The organism is Microbacterium sp., from assembly GCF_035277845.1.
Lineage (GTDB): Bacteria > Actinomycetota > Actinomycetes > Actinomycetales > Microbacteriaceae > Microbacterium.
The window spans coordinates 1-14,095 of sequence record NZ_DATEJS010000094.1 but is presented as its reverse complement, the minus strand read 5'-3'; the positions used below and the strand labels follow the sequence as shown (position 1 = coordinate 14,095).

Below are 14,095 nucleotides of genomic sequence, written 5' to 3'. Positions count from 1 at the left end.
GGGGCGCCGCACCAGCGCACCGCGCTCGCGCGCGGCGAGCGCATACGGGGTCCAGGCGAGCTGGGTGTACGAGACGACGCTGCCGGCGGGGTTCCCCGCCTCGACGTCCGCGACGACCTGGGCGATGGTCTCGCGCCCTTCGACCTCCGGGGTGAACCCGGCCTCGCGGAACACCGGCTCGCGGCGGGTGTACCAGAACACGTCGGCGACGCGCGAGATCTCCTCGAGCTGCTGCACCGCCGAGATCCCGCCGCCGACGACCGCGACGCGCCGGCCGCGGAACTCGTCGAGCGACACGTACTCCTTCGTGTGCAGCTGACGGCCGAGGAAGGCATCCTGACCCGGATACCTCGGCAGCACCGGGTTGGTCCAGGTGCCGGTCGCGTTGATGATCGCCCGCGCCGTCCAGCGCCCCGCGCTGGACTCGATCACGAGGTCGCCGTCCGGGTCGTCGTCGGCGCGCCGCACGCTGCCGACCGTGACCGCGCGGAGGATCGGCAGACCGGTGGCGTGCTCGAATTCGGCGAAGTACTCCGGCACGGCCTCGCGGCTCGGAGTCGCCGGGTCTCCGGGCGTGCGGTGCAGCCCCGGCAGATCGAAGATATCGTTGACGGTCGCCATGGTGAGCGACGACCAGCGGTGCCGCCACGCCCCACCGGGGCCGTCCTCGGCATCGAGCACCACGAACGTGCGGTCGGCATCCGGGTCGGTGAGCGCGCTCGCGAAGCCGCGGCGCTGCAGGTGATACCCCGCGGAGAGCCCCGCCTGTCCCCCGCCGATGACGACGACCGTCGCGCGGTGACCCGGCGATCCGTCAGATGCATTCACGAGCATGTACAACGCCGCGATCGGCCTGCGCATTTCCGGCCCCGGTGGGAGCTGTTCGAGGTCTAGGCTGACGACGTCAAGGGAGGTTGCCGTGACCGTCGACATCGAAGTCGTCCCGATCGACAAGCCGGATGACGTCAACGTCATCATCGGCCAGTCGCACTTCATCAAGACCGTCGAAGACCTGCATGAGGCTCTCGCCGGGGTCGGCGGCACGCTGCGGTTCGGCGTCGGCTTCTGCGAGGCATCCGGCGCGCGCCTGGTGCGACGCACCGGCAACGACGACGACCTCGTCGACCTCGCGGTGTCGGCGGCGCTCGCCATCGGAGCGGGACATGCGTTCGTCGTCATGCTGCGCGAGGGCTTCCCGGTGAATGTGCTCAATCAGGTCAAGGCCGTGCCGGAGGTGTGCACGATCTTCTGCGCCACCGCCAACCCCGTGCAGGTGCTCGTCGCCGCGACGCCGGCCGGCCGCGGCGTGACCGGTGTCATCGACGGCGAGCCCCCGGTGGGCGTCGAGACCGATCAGGATGTCGCGGACCGCAAGGAGCTGCTGCGGGCCATCGGCTACAAGCTCTGACCCCGGTCATCCCGCCGGCTCGAGGGCGCTCTCGGCCGCCGCCAGTCGTGCGCCGACGCGGCGCGACGCGCGGAACGCCCACCACGCCAGGCGGTGGCGGCCGGCCTTGCGGTACACGCGGTGGTGCACGTCCACGTCCTCGCGCAGCGGGACGCCGGCCGCGACGCGCACGCTCGGCAGGATGACGGCGGCCGCCGCCACGTATCCGACGCTCGAGGGATGCAGGTGGTCGTGGGCCGAGAACAGGTCGTCCGGGTCGAGGCGGAACAGCCGTCCGAGCGTGTCGGCGAGTGAGACCGAGTGCCCGCCGGCGCGGAGCACCACGATGGCCTGGCCGGTCGCGAGCACGCGGCTGTACCAGTGCAGGAAGAACCGCAGCGGCTGGGAGAACGGGTGCACCGTGCCGAGGTCGGGGCAGGTGGCGACGACCACCTGTGCGCCGTCGTGGCGCAGCTGCCGCACCGTCTCGGACAGCGGCCAGAGCGCATCGGTGAGGCGCCTGAGGTGCATCACGTCGTTGGCGCCGACCATGATGATCACGACGTCCGGACGGGCCTCCGCGCGCAGGCGCTCGAGCTGGGCCTCGAGCGCCGGGGACGCGGCGCCCACCTCGGCCACGTTGGTGAGCACGACGGGCCGGCCGGATGCTTCGACCAGTGCCTGTGCGATGAGCACCCCGGGCACGTCGTCCGGCGACTCGGCGCCGTAGCCGACCGCCAGGGAGTCCCCCATCATGCCGAGGGCGATCGGGGTCCCCGCGCGATCGGCTCCGAACGTGTCGTTCCGCGCCCAGGCGGAATCGAGCCGGGTCGCCACGAGGCGCTCCCGGGCGATGAGCCCCTCGGCCGTGACGACCACCCCGATCACGGCGGCGAGGCCGGTCGCGGCTCCGACGGCCGTCCCCGCGACCGTCAGCGCGCGCACGCCCGTGCGCCGCTGCATCCGCCGTCGATCTCGGCCGCCTCGAGCACCCATCTGATGTCCCGAGGCCAGGCTATTCCCGCGCCGCGGCGGGGCGGACGCCCTCACCCGCGAGGTGGTTATGGGTCCGGGCGCGCGGTCTGCTCAGCGGTACTCGGGGTTCGCGTCGTAGCCCCAGCGCACGCCGTCGTTCCACGCCTGGCGCTGGTTGCCGTAGGCGGGGATGCCGCCGGCATCCTTCAGCCGCCGTGCGGTGTGCAGCAGGTTCCAGGTCATGAAGGTGGTGTTGCGGTTGGTGAAGTCGCTCTCCGGTCCGCCCGATCCCGGATCCAGATAGCTCGGACCGGGCCCGATCGCCCCGATCCAGCCGGCATCCGCGGCCGGCGGGATGGTGAAGCCGATGTGCTGCAGGCTGTACAGGATCGACATGGCGGCGTGCTTGACGCCGTCTTCGTTGCCGGTGATGATCGCGCCGCCGACCTTGCCGTAGTACACGTACTGCCCTTTGTCGTTGTACAGCCCGCTCATCGAGTAGAGCCGCTCGATGAGCTTGCGCGTGATCGACGCGTTGTCCCCCAGCCACAGCGGCCCGCCGACGACGAGGATGTCGGCCGCGTCGATCACGGGCCAGATCTCGTCCGGCCAGGCGTCGGTCGCCCACCCGTGCTCGCGCATGTCCGGGTAAACCCCGGTGGCGACGTCGTGGTCGATGAATCGGAGGTTCTGCACCGTCACGCCCTGCGCGCGCATGAGGGCGATGCTGCGATCCATCAGGCCCTGGGTGTTGCTGATCTCGGGGCTGCGTTTGAGGGTGCAGTTGATGAAGACGGCGTGCAGGTCGTCGTACGTCGCGGGAGGGACCGGTTGTTCGGGCATGACCGCAGAGTACGCGCGGGAAGGAGAAAGTTCAGCCCCTCCTTCCCCTCACCGGTCACGGTTCGAGGCTCGCCGACGACATCGGCTCCATCGGCACCGACGTGGTCCCGGGCAGCGCATGCGGGGCGACGAGGACGAACACCGCAAGGCACACCAGCACGGCCGCGGTGACGTAGGTGGCGGTGCGACGCCAGGGCAGCAGCTTCTCGAGCGCGATGAGTGCCGTCACCGAGGCCATCCAGACGATGTTCATCACTCCGAGGGCGAACATGGCGGCCATCAGCGCCCAGCAGCAGCCGAGACACCACGCCCCGAGCTTCGCGCCCATCACCGTCGCACCGGGCATGCCGTCCCGCCACGTGCCGAGCAGGAACCCGAGCGGACTCCGGCATTTGCCGAGGCAGGCGCGCTTCCACGGCGTGAACTCGTAGACGGCCGCGAACAGCAGGGTCGCGACGGTGAGAGGGCGACCCAGTCCGTCCCAGGCGAGCGCCTGCCCCGGGGCAGCATTCGCGAGCCCGGCGATGGCGACCACCAGGACTCCCACCGCGGCCCAGACGATCAGGTATCCGGCGGCGAAGGCGACGACCAGAAGGGGATTCCGGGACTTCGTCATCCGCGCGTAGAGCGCGATCGTGGGCGACACCGACGGGAACATCATCGCGGCCATCATCGCCGTCCACGCAGCGAGGAACCACCCGGGAGCCCCGAGCGGCGACCAGGGGCCGCGGTCCATACCCGCCATCTGCTGCGCCGCCCACCACCAGCAGACGACGGCGACCGCGCACAGGAAGACGACCGAGCCGACGCGCGCACGGACGGCGCGGAACGCCGCTGTCAGATCCTCGGGTCGGTCCGCCGCCTTCGAGGGCCCAGCGGCCACGGCGTCATCCCACCCAGGAGAAGCTCGAGTACGAAAGCCCTGTCTTCGCCTCGTACGCGATGCCGAAGGCATCGATCTGCGACGACGTCGCCTCGGCCATCGTGAGGTCGGAGCCGACGGGATGGAACATCCCGTCGAACTTGACCGGCTGGCCGTCCTCTTTGCCGAACGGCACGATGTCCTTGATCTCGAACATGATGCTGTCGTCGACCTGCACCGAGTGCCGCAGCCCGTCGTCGGCCATGGTGATCGCCGCGCGCTGCGCACCGGCCATCTCGCCGATGAGCGGCACGAGTCCGGCCATCGGTCCTCCGCGCTGCCCGCCGAAGACCTCGACCAGGCGGTCGAACTGGTCAGCGGATGCCTCCTGGTCGACGAAGACTCCGATCTTCCAGTTGCCTTCGGTCATCACCTTCGGAGTGTCGGCGATGAGAACGACCTTGCGGCCGTCCACCTTCGTGCTCTCGATCGCGCCCTCACGGATGTTGAACGCGAGCGTGACGCGGCAATAGTCGTACGTCGCACCGTGATCCATGCTCATGTTGCACGGGCACATCAGCTCGCACGAGCACGTCTCCGCATAACTCCCTGTCAGATTCCACGACATCATCCACTCCCCAGTGTGTGTCGGGATCGGGCGAGCCGGCAGATGCCAGCTCGGCTCGATCTCCCCATGTCATCGGCGTATCACCCGATGGTACGCCGACCCCCTCGCCTCGGGAAGAGGCCGAGGTGGGCGCAATCGTTCCCCTCCCCGCCGGCGGGAACACGAAGAGGGCCGGCCTTCCGGCCGACCCTCTTCCCATCACGTCGGGATGACAGGATTTGAACCTGCGACCCCTTGACCCCCAGTCAAGTGCGCTACCAAGCTGCGCCACATCCCGTGATTCGATTGTCGCCGCCTGCATGCAGGCAACTCCCCCATCCTACCCGACAGGCCGGACGCCTTCGAACCACGGATCCGTGGCCGATGTCGGAGCCCCGGGCTAGCGTCGGAATATGGACATCCAGATCCACCCGGCATCCTCCGACCGCTTCGACGACCTGCAGCATGCGCTGACCGGCGGGGGCGACGGCGCGTCGTGCCAGTGCGCGTGGCTGACGCTGAGCAACAAGGACTTCAACGCCACCACCCGCGACGACCGGGAACAGCTGCTGCGCGAGGAGACCGAAGGGCCTCTGCCGCCCGGGCTCATCGCCTACGTCGACGGCGAGCCGGCGGCCTGGGTGCGCGTCGGCCCTCGGCGCACGCACCAACGTCTCCCCCGCACGCGCGCGCTCGCGCCGCATCTGGCGGAGCCGTGGGACTCCGACGACATCTGGACCATCTCGTGCTTCGTCGTGCGGCGGGAGCACCGTGGCGCCGGCCTGAACGCCGAGCTGCTGGCCGCGGCCGTCGACTTCGCGAAGCAGCACGATGCGGCGCTCATCGAGGCATATCCGGTCGACCCCGACGGCGCGCACGCCCGCGACAACGACCTGTGGCACGGCGTGCTGTCGACGTTCCTCGCCGCCGGGTTCACCGAAGCGGCGCGGGCGAAGCCCACGAGGCCGGTGGTGCGACTCGCCCTACGATGAATCCATGCCGCACCGAGCCCGATGGTGGGCCTTCGCCCCGTCTGTCGTCGTCACGCTCTGGCATCTCGAGACGCTGCTGCCCGGCATCGCGCACTCCGACGCGGCGGAGGTCGTCAGCAAGCTGCTGCTGATGCCGGCACTCGCGGTCGGCGTGCTCGCGGTGTGGCGCGGCCCCCGGCGGATGCGCTTCGGGCTGCTGCTCGCCGCCCTCTTCTTCTCGTGGCTGGGCGACGAGGCGGGCGTGTTCTTCCGGATGCTGCCGGAGGTGCCGACCATGGTCGGCTTCTTCGCGCTCGCGCACATCGGCTACATCTGGCTGTTCACGCGGCACCTGAAGCAGCGCCGGCTGCCGTGGTGGACGCTCGTGTTCGCGGTCTGGTGGGTCGCGATGATCGGCGTGCTGTGGCCACGACTCGGGTCGCTCGCGATCCCGATGGCCGTATACGGCCTCATCCTCGGCTCGATGGCCACCACCGCCGCCGCCACCACACCCCTCATCGCGGCCGGTGGTGCGGTGTTCCTGCTGTCCGACTCGATGCTGGCGTTCCAGCTGTTCCCGCCGACGCCGCTCGGCGCCTGGAGCGACCTCGCGGTCATGACCGCGTACTGCCTCGGCCAGCTGCTCATCGCCGTCGGCGTCGTGCTCGCACCGGCGCACCGGCGCACTCGAGTGGACACGCCGGTGGCCGCGTGAGCGAGACCGCGCGGGTGGATGCCTGGCTCTGGGCCATCCGCATCTACAAGACGCGCACCCTCGCGACCGAGGCGTGCAAGGCGGGGCACGTCAAGGTCAATCAGGCGAGTGCGAAGGCCGCGCAGAACGTGAAGCCCGGCGACGAGGTACGCGTGCGCATCGACGGATTCGATCGCATACTGATCGTGCAGCACACCATCAGCAAGCGCGTGAGTGCGCCGCTGGCAGCCGCGGCCGTCGAGGAGCGCACCCCGCCGAGAGAGCCGATCCCGAGGATCGCCGTGCGCGATCGAGGGGCGGGGCGTCCGACCAAACGCGAGCGACGCGAGATCGACCGGCTGCGCGGCCGGGACTGAATGTCGGAGGCCCGGAGTAGCGTCGGAACGACAGAGCGAGACCGGGGGGTTTGATGGACGAGTCGTCGTCGCAGTCGTCTCCGGTGGTGGCCGAGCTGGACCGGCTGGTCGGGTATCTGGCCGGGGTTCGGGCGCGGGCTGCGGCCACGTTCGCGGCGGAGACGTTCTTCTTCGCGCACGTGGCCGACCTGGTGTCCCGGCGGGATGCGGAACGCGCCGCCCGGGCAGGGGCCGGGGCGGTGGTGGATGCCACCCAGCTGGGCATGCGGGAGGTGTACGCGGAGATCGCCGCCGCCCTGCACCTGAGCGAACTGCAAGTCGCCCGGCGGGTGTCGGACGCGACCGTGCTGGTGTCCCGGTTCGCGGAGACCCTGTACCGGGTCAGTGACGGGGTGCTGTCCCCGCAGCACGCGCAGGTCATCGCGGACACCGGCACCGTGATCGACGACCCCGACCTGCGGGCCGAGTACGAACGACACGCCCTGACCATCGCGGACGAACTCACCCCCGCCCAGCTGAAAGACGCCCTGACCGCCCTGGTGTCCCGGCTGGACCCGGACGGCACCCGGGAACGCATCCGCGACGCCGTCACCCGCCGAAAGGTCACCGTCCGCCCCCTGGAACCGGGACTGTCCCGGGTCACCGCGGACGTGCCCACCGTCCACGGGGTCGGGATCGTGAACCGGCTCCGCGACATGGCCACCGAACTGGCCGCCCAGAACCAGGCCGACGCCGACACGGCGGCCGTGCACGAGGATGCCGGCGACGCGGGCCCGGCCGAGGCGGCCCCGGCCGTGGGTTCGGATGCGGACGCGGACGAGTCGGATGCGGTGGTGGATGAGCGGACGCAGGGTCAGGTGATGGCGGACATCTTCTGCGACCTGCTCCTCACCGCCGCCCCCGCCGGGCACGGCACCACCGACCAGCACCAAGCCGCCCTGGCCGCGATCCGACCCACCGTGCACGTCACCATCCCCGCCGGCACCCTCACCACCACCGCTGCCTCATCCCTCGCCGGGGGCACCTTCACCGGCACCGCCGAGTGCGCGGGCAGTGCGATCGGAGTGGCGGAGGTCCCCGGGTACGGACCCGTCGACGACACCACCGCCCGACACCTCGCCGCAACCGCAGATGTCTGGATCCGCGTGTTCACCCACCCCACCAGCGGGGTCCCCGTCACCGTGGACCGGTACCGGCCCACCACGAGGCAACGCCTCCACCTGGAAGCCCGCGACCAGCACTGCCGGTTCCCCGGCTGCCGCCGCCCCGCCACCCACTGCGACCTCGACCACACCACCCCCGCCGCCACCGGCGGACCCACCAGCCTGCAAAACCTCGCCTGCCTCTGCCCGAGACATCACACCCTGAAACACCACACCGACTGGCACGTGCGACAACACCCCGGCGGCATCCTCACCTGGACCTCCCCCACCCGACGCGTCCACACCACCCGACCACCCGGCACCATCCACTTCCACCCCGAACACCCACCCGGAACAGAACGAGAACCCGCGCCAGAACCAGAACCCGCACCCTTCTGACGCGATCGCGCGTGCCTGATGCGCGAACCCGCCCGACCACACGTCGAGATCTGCGGCGTCAGCCCGCACGGCAGACGTCGGGCTAGAGCTGGTCCAGCAGGGCTCCAGCGCCGCGCACCTGCGCGCCGAGCTCCTCGACCCGGCGCCGCAGTTCCCGGTCGCTCGTCACGACGGTCACGGCGCGGTCCTCGCCGAGCAGCAGCGCGACCGCGGCGACGAGCTCGTCATCGCCCGACCGGCCCTGCGCCATCACGTAGTCGATGCCCGCGACGGGCTTCGCGACACGCGCCGCGCCCTCGAGCACGATCACCCACTGCGGGAACCACACGTCTCCGGCAAGGCGCAGGAACGCCGTGTCCATCCCGCGGTGTGCCCGCGCCGCGATGCGCGTCATCAGCCGGTCGGCGGCCGCGGCCCGGTCGTTCCACCAGCCGTCCGGCTGGGATCCCACGACGTTGGCGGCATCCACCACGACCGCGGGGCGTTCATCGAGCATCCCGCGGATCTCGTCCCACGACGCCGCGAAACCGGGATGCAGCGGCAGGTCGCTGACCTCGTCGACCGGCACCCACACGAGGTCCTTGCTCTCCGGATCGCTCACCACCGGCTCGAACGGATGCCGCAGGTCGGCGATCACCGTCGCGTACGACCAGAACCCGAGATCGAAGATGTGCATGGCCCGCACCGCCGCAGCGTCGGCCGGCACTCCGGCCTCCTCGCCCGCCTCGCGCAGCGCCGCATCCCGCGCCGTCTCGCCCTCGTGACGCGCCCCGCCGGGGAGAGCCCAGGTGCCGCCGAAGTGGCTCCACTCCACGCGGTGCTGCATGAGCACCCTGCGCTCGTCGTCCATCAGCAGCAGGCCTGCCGCACCGAACCGGCCCCAGTACCGTTCGCCGGAGGGCGCCACGACCCAGGCATCCCCGGGGTCCAACGGACCCGTCGGCGGACGCCGGGTGAACTCGGGCGGTTCGATGGTCATCTTCGACTCCCAGACAGGGACGGGATCAGCGGTGGCGACGCTCGCGGATGCGCATGTTGATCACGATGGGCGTCCCTTCGAAGCCGTAGAGCTCGCGGAGGCGGCGCTGGATGAAGCGGCGGTAGCCGGGGTCGAGGAACCCGGTCGTGAACAGCACGAACGTCGGCGGACGGGTGCCCGCCTGCGTGCCGAACAGGATGCGGGGCTGCTTGCCGCCGCGCACGGGATGCGGGTGCTCCGCGACGAGCTCCGAGAGGAACGCGTTGAACTTGCCGGTGGGGATGCGGGTGTCCCACGAATCCAGGGCCGTCTCGAGGGCCGGCACGAGCTTGTCGAGGTGACGGCCGGTGCGCGCGGAGATGTTCACGCGCGGCGCCCACGCGACGTGCGCGAGGTCCTGCTCGATCTCACGCTCCAGGTACCGCCGGCGCTCGATGCCGTCCATGTCCGGGTCGTTCAGGCGATCCCACTTGTTGTAGGCGATCACGAGGGCCCGGCCGGACTCCAGCACCATGTCGATGATGCGCACGTCCTGCTCGCTGATCGGCTCGGACACGTCGATCACGACCACCGCGACCTCGGCCTTCTCGAGCGCGGCCGAGGTGCGCAGGGAGGCGTAGAAGTCCGCGCCCTGCTGCAGGTGCACGCGGCGACGGATGCCGGCCGTGTCGACGAACCGCCACATCTTGCCGCCGAGTTCGACGATCTCATCCACCGGGTCGCGGGTGGTGCCGGCGAGGTCGTTGACGACCACGCGCTCTTCGCCCGCCGCCTTGTTCAGCAGCGACGACTTGCCGACGTTCGGGCGGCCGAGGATCGCGACCCGGCGCGGGCCGCCGATCTCGTTCTTGGCGACGGCCGACACATCCGGCAGGGCCTTGACGATCTCGTCGAGCAGGTCGGCGACTCCGCGACCGTGGATGGCCGACACCGGGTGCGGCTCACCGAGGCCGAGGTTCCACAGGGCGGCCGCCTCGGGTTCCTGGCGGGAGTCGTCGATCTTGTTCGCGACCAGGAACACCGGCTTGCGGGTCTTGCGCAGCAGCCGCACGACATGCTCGTCGGTGGAGGTCGCGCCGACCATGGCGTCGACGACGAACATCACGACGTCACAGAGCTCGATCGCGATCTCGGCCTGCGCCGCGACGGACGCGTCGATGCCCTTGGCATCCGGCTCCCAGCCGCCGGTGTCCACGAGCGTGAAGCGGCGGTCCATCCACTCGGCCTTGTACGAGACCCGGTCGCGCGTGACCCCCGGCGTGTCCTCGACGACGGCCTCCCGGCGGCCGAGGATGCGGTTCACCAGGGCGGACTTGCCCACGTTCGGACGACCGACGATCGCGACCACCGGCAGCGCGGGCAGCAGCTCGATGCCGTCCTGCCCGAACCCGAGTCCTTCGAGCACCGCCGCGTCGTCGTCGTCGAGGTCGTAGTCCGCCAGCGACGCGCGCAGCGTCTCGGCGCGCTGCTCCGCCAGCGTGTCGTCGATCTCGGCGAGGCGCTCGGCCAGATGGTCCGGGCCGCCCTCGTACTCGTCCTCAGCGCCCATCGCGCCCCTCCAAGACATCATCGATCACCGCGAGCACCGCGGCGACGGTTCCTTCGAAATCCAGATCGGTCGAGTCGACCACCGTCACGCCGTCGGCGGCGGTGAGGAAGTCGACGACCTTCGAGTCCGCGGCATCCCGCTTGCGCAGCGCCTCCGCGACGGCGGCGGCATCCTGCGTGGTCACCTCTTTGCTGCGGCGGGCGGCGCGAACCGCCTCGTCCGCGGTCAGCAGGATCCGCACGGGAGCATCCGGCGCGACGACCGTGGTGATGTCGCGGCCCTCCATGACGACGGCCTCGCGCTTCGAGCCGCGCGCGTACCGCCGGAACATCCTGTTCATCGCGACGCGCACCTCGGGGATGCGCGCCACGGCGCTCACCGCCGCGGACACCCGCGGCTCGCGGATCGCCTCGGTCACGTCCGCCCCGCCGACGGCCACCCAGTAGTCGTCCGGGTCGAGCGAGATCGCGAAGCCCAGGTGGGATGCCGTGGCGAGCACGGCGTCCGCGTCCGAGACGTCGGCGCCGTTCTGCAGCACCCGCCACGTCAGCGCACGGTAGGCGGCGCCGGTGTCGAGGTAGCCGTAGCCGCGCGTGCGGGCCAGCTGCTTGGACACGCTCGACTTGCCGCTGCCTGCGGGGCCGTCGATGGCGATGATCGCGGACTCAGTCATTCATGCTCGCAATCTTCCAGCCGCGTGCGACGAGCCCTTCGGCTGCGCGGCGCAGCGCCGTGGGGGTGAGGCTGATCTCGGCGAGGCCGAACTGGGCCCCCGGCGAGTGCTCCAGGCGCAGATCCTCGACGTTCACGTCGAGCTCGCCGAGCTCGCCGAACAGGCGCCCGAGCTGGCCGGGAGTGTCGTCCACCATGACCACCAGCTGCTCGAAGCGGCGGTTCTGGCCGTGCTTCCCGGGCAGGCGCTCCACGCCGTCGTTGCCGCGGCGGATCGTGTCGGCGACCGTGCGCCGGGCGCCGGGCACGTCGGGGGCGCGCAGGGCGTCGGCGACCTGGGCGAGGTCGGCGGCGAGCGCGTCGAGCACGTCCACCACGGGTGCCGCGTTCGCGTCGAGGATCTGCACCCACAGTTCGGGGGCGGATGCCGCGATGCGCGTGGTGTCGCGCACCCCCTGGCCGGCGAGGCCCAGCGAGGAGTCCGGCGCGTCCGTGAACCGCCCGGCGAGCAGGCTGGCGACGATCTGCGGCACGTGTGACACCAGCGCGACCGAGCGGTCGTGCTCCTCCGGCCCCATCTCGACCGGGGTCGCGCCGAGGTCGAGGGCGAGTCCCTCCACGACGGCGAGGTCGGATGCCGGCGTCTCCGCGTCGCGGCACACCACCCACGGGCGGCCGATGAAGATGTCGGCACGGGCGGCGATCGCTCCCCCGCGCTCCCGGCCCGCGAGCGGGTGCGAACCGATGTAGTGGGTGAGGTCGATGCCACGCGCTTCCAGGTCGCGCAGCGGCTGCAGCTTGACGCTCGCGACGTCGGTGACGACCGCGTCGGGGTGGGCGGCCAGTTCCCGGGCGATGACGTCGGCGACGACATCCGGCGGCACGGCCACCACGACGAGGCGGGGCGTGTCGTCCGCACGGGCGGCACGGCCGGCGCCGTAGTCGATCGCGAGGCGCAGCTGCGCAGGCGAGGTGTCGGCGAGGGCGACGTCCACGCCGAGGGCGACGAGCGCATGGCCGATGCTCGACCCCAGCAGGCCCGCCCCGACGATGCGCACGGTGCCCGATGTGCGCGCAGCGCGCTGGGCACGGCTCGTGTCGGTCACTGATTCTCCTGGTCCGTCTGACGCGAGAGAGTCAGAAGCGCGCCTCTCTCGATTTTAGTCAGCTCCCGCGTCTTTCCCACTGGGAGGGTTCCCAGGTGCAGCGGTCCGAACTGGCGGCGCACGAGCTCGGTGACCGGATGCCCCACCTCCGCCATCATGCGGCGGACGATGCGGTTGCGGCCGGAGTGCAGCGTCAGCTCGACGAGGCTGGCATCCTTCGACGCATCCTTCAGCCGCGCCTTGTCCGCTTTGATCGGGCCGTCCTCGAGTTCGATGCCGCGCGTCAGGCGGGCGATGGTCGCCGGCGTCACCCGTCCGCGCACGCGCGCCAGGTACACCTTGGTCACGCCGAACGAGGGGTGGGCGAGCACGTGCGCGAGTTCGCCGTCGTTGGTGAGCACGAGCAGCCCGGAGGTGTCGGCATCCAGCCGGCCCACGTTGTAGAGGCGCTCGGGCCAGTTCTTCGTGAACGGGCGCAGGTCGGGCCGTCCGCGTTCGTCGCGCATCGAGCTGACCACCCCGGTGGGCTTGTTGAGCATGACGTAGCGCTTGGACTGGTCGAACTGGATCGCGGTGCCGTCGACGTCGACGAGGTCGGATTCGACGTCGACCCGCGAGCCGAGTTCGGTGACGACCTGCCCGTTCACGCGCACCCGGCCCGCGACGATCATCTCCTCGGCGACGCGCCGGGATGCCACGCCCGCGTTCGCGAGCGCCTTCTGCAGCCGCACGGTGGTCTCGGGTGCGGGGGTGCTGTGTTCACTCACCGGCGAACCTCTCCGTCGATGGATGCCACATCGTCGACGTCGTCGAGCAGCGGGGAGATGTGGGGCAGCTCGTCGAGGCTGTTGATGCCGAGATGGCCGAGCAGCGCATCGGTCGTGCCGTACAGCACGGCTCCGGTCTCGGCGTCGGCGCCCACCTCGACAACGAGTCCGCGCGCGAGCAGGGTGCGCACCACGGAGTCGACGTTCACGGCGCGGATGGATGCCACCTTGCTGCGCGACACCGGCTGCTTGTACGCGATCACGGCGAGGGTCTCCAGAGCTGCCTGGGACAGGCGCGTGGGCACCTGGCTGCCGACGAAGTCGCTGATCAGGTCGTCCAGCTCGTCGCGCACGTACAGCCGCCAGCCGCCGCCGACCTCGCGCAGTTCGAAGCCGCGCCGGTAGCCGCCGTGGCCGGGTCCGGACTCGCCGTCGTAGTCCGCGACGAGCCAGTCGATCGCGGCGCGCACCGGGCGCACGGGGCTCGCCACGGCGGCCGCCAGCGAGACGAGGCTCTGCGGCTCCTCGACGATCAGCAGGATCGCCTCGAGCCGGCGGCACAGCTCCGGGTCGAAAACGGGGTCATCGGTCATAGTCTGCTCCCAGCGCAGCGAGGTTCTCGTCGGTCCAGCGGACGGCGGTCCACTGCAGGATCAGCTCCCCGAGCGGCTCGTCCTGATCGAAGGTGAGCGCGGCGTGCCGGTAGAGCTCCAGCACCGACAGGAACCGGGCCACCACGATACCGGGCTCGCCGATCCCGGCGAT

16 protein-coding genes, 1 tRNA gene and 1 pseudogene are annotated in these 14,095 nt (G+C 70.9%); 5 read left to right on the top strand and 13 right to left on the bottom strand.

Translation table 11 applies throughout. The features are described from left to right. Positions 1–828 (bottom strand): NAD(P)-binding domain-containing protein (locus VJR25_RS04080; protein ID WP_324112789.1); only part of this gene is annotated, 828 nt, incomplete at its 3' end. A gap of 91 nt (positions 829–919) precedes the next feature. Here VJR25_RS04080 and VJR25_RS04075 point away from each other — a divergent pair. After that, complete coding sequence (locus VJR25_RS04075) at positions 920–1,408, top strand: adenosine-specific kinase (protein ID WP_324112787.1); 489 nt, start codon at positions 920–922, stop codon at positions 1,406–1,408. Between the two features lie 6 nt (positions 1,409–1,414). Here the strand turns inward: VJR25_RS04075 and VJR25_RS04070 are convergent, their stop codons facing one another. From VJR25_RS04070 to VJR25_RS04050, 5 genes are all read right to left on the bottom strand, one after another. Continuing rightward, positions 1,415–2,350, bottom strand: coding sequence for an SGNH/GDSL hydrolase family protein (locus VJR25_RS04070; RefSeq protein ID WP_324112785.1), 936 nt, complete (start codon positions 2,348–2,350; stop codon positions 1,415–1,417). Between the two features lie 123 nt (positions 2,351–2,473). Beyond that, positions 2,474–3,205, bottom strand: a complete 732-nt coding sequence (locus VJR25_RS04065; protein WP_324112783.1) for a flavodoxin family protein — start codon at positions 3,203–3,205, stop codon at positions 2,474–2,476. A gap of 55 nt (positions 3,206–3,260) precedes the next feature. After that, positions 3,261–4,088, bottom strand: coding sequence for a DUF2182 domain-containing protein (locus tag VJR25_RS04060; RefSeq protein WP_324112780.1), 828 nt, complete (start codon positions 4,086–4,088; stop codon positions 3,261–3,263). A gap of 4 nt (positions 4,089–4,092) precedes the next feature. Further along, a complete protein-coding gene (locus VJR25_RS04055; RefSeq protein ID WP_324112791.1) occupies positions 4,093–4,695 on the bottom strand; it encodes a DUF1326 domain-containing protein in 603 nt (200 codons plus the stop codon). Between the two features lie 203 nt (positions 4,696–4,898). Further along, positions 4,899–4,972: transfer RNA gene (locus VJR25_RS04050), tRNA-Pro, on the bottom strand. Positions 4,973–5,087: 115 nt separating this feature from the next. Between VJR25_RS04050 and VJR25_RS04045 the strand changes: the two genes are divergently transcribed. From VJR25_RS04045 to VJR25_RS04030, 4 genes are read left to right on the top strand one after another with little or no spacing between them, the layout of a single operon-like run. After that, positions 5,088–5,666, top strand: a complete 579-nt coding sequence (locus VJR25_RS04045) for a GNAT family N-acetyltransferase (protein WP_324112778.1) — start codon at positions 5,088–5,090, stop codon at positions 5,664–5,666. A 4-nt stretch (positions 5,667–5,670) separates the two neighbouring features. Further along, positions 5,671–6,360 (top strand): lysoplasmalogenase, encoded by a 690-nt coding sequence (locus VJR25_RS04040; protein ID WP_324112776.1) that lies wholly within the window; start codon positions 5,671–5,673, stop codon positions 6,358–6,360. Beyond that, positions 6,357–6,716, top strand: a complete 360-nt coding sequence (locus VJR25_RS04035; protein ID WP_324112774.1) for an RNA-binding S4 domain-containing protein — start codon at positions 6,357–6,359, stop codon at positions 6,714–6,716. Before VJR25_RS04040 ends, VJR25_RS04035 begins: the two co-directional genes overlap by 4 nt. 53 nt (positions 6,717–6,769) lie before the next feature. Then, complete coding sequence (locus VJR25_RS04030; RefSeq protein WP_324112772.1) at positions 6,770–8,257, top strand: HNH endonuclease signature motif containing protein; 1,488 nt, start codon at positions 6,770–6,772, stop codon at positions 8,255–8,257. An 82-nt stretch (positions 8,258–8,339) separates the two neighbouring features. Here the strand turns inward: VJR25_RS04030 and VJR25_RS04025 are convergent, their stop codons facing one another. The 7 genes and pseudogenes from VJR25_RS04025 to VJR25_RS03995 all read right to left on the bottom strand — a co-directional run. Further along, positions 8,340–9,236: an NUDIX hydrolase gene (locus VJR25_RS04025; protein WP_324112769.1), complete on the bottom strand. Its 897-nt coding sequence runs from the start codon at positions 9,234–9,236 to the stop codon at positions 8,340–8,342. Between the two features lie 25 nt (positions 9,237–9,261). Beyond that, positions 9,262–10,785: a ribosome biogenesis GTPase Der gene (der, locus tag VJR25_RS04020; protein WP_324112767.1), complete on the bottom strand. Its 1,524-nt coding sequence runs from the start codon at positions 10,783–10,785 to the stop codon at positions 9,262–9,264. Next, entirely contained in the window at positions 10,775–11,458 is a 684-nt protein-coding gene (gene cmk / locus VJR25_RS04015; protein WP_324112765.1) for a (d)CMP kinase, read from the bottom strand. The genes der and cmk overlap by 11 nt, the downstream gene beginning before the upstream one ends. Further along, positions 11,451–12,563 (bottom strand): prephenate dehydrogenase, encoded by a 1,113-nt coding sequence (locus VJR25_RS04010; protein WP_324112763.1) that lies wholly within the window; start codon positions 12,561–12,563, stop codon positions 11,451–11,453. The genes cmk and VJR25_RS04010 overlap by 8 nt, the downstream gene beginning before the upstream one ends. Then, entirely contained in the window at positions 12,560–13,330 is a 771-nt protein-coding gene (locus VJR25_RS04005) for a pseudouridine synthase (RefSeq protein ID WP_324112761.1), read from the bottom strand. The genes VJR25_RS04010 and VJR25_RS04005 overlap by 4 nt, the downstream gene beginning before the upstream one ends. After that, entirely contained in the window at positions 13,327–13,923 is a 597-nt protein-coding gene (gene scpB, locus VJR25_RS04000) for an SMC-Scp complex subunit ScpB (RefSeq protein ID WP_324112759.1), read from the bottom strand. The genes VJR25_RS04005 and scpB overlap by 4 nt, the downstream gene beginning before the upstream one ends. After that, positions 13,913–14,095, bottom strand: a pseudogene (locus VJR25_RS03995) (segregation/condensation protein A); the annotation flags it as partial. The pseudogene VJR25_RS03995 and the gene scpB, both read right to left, overlap by 11 nt.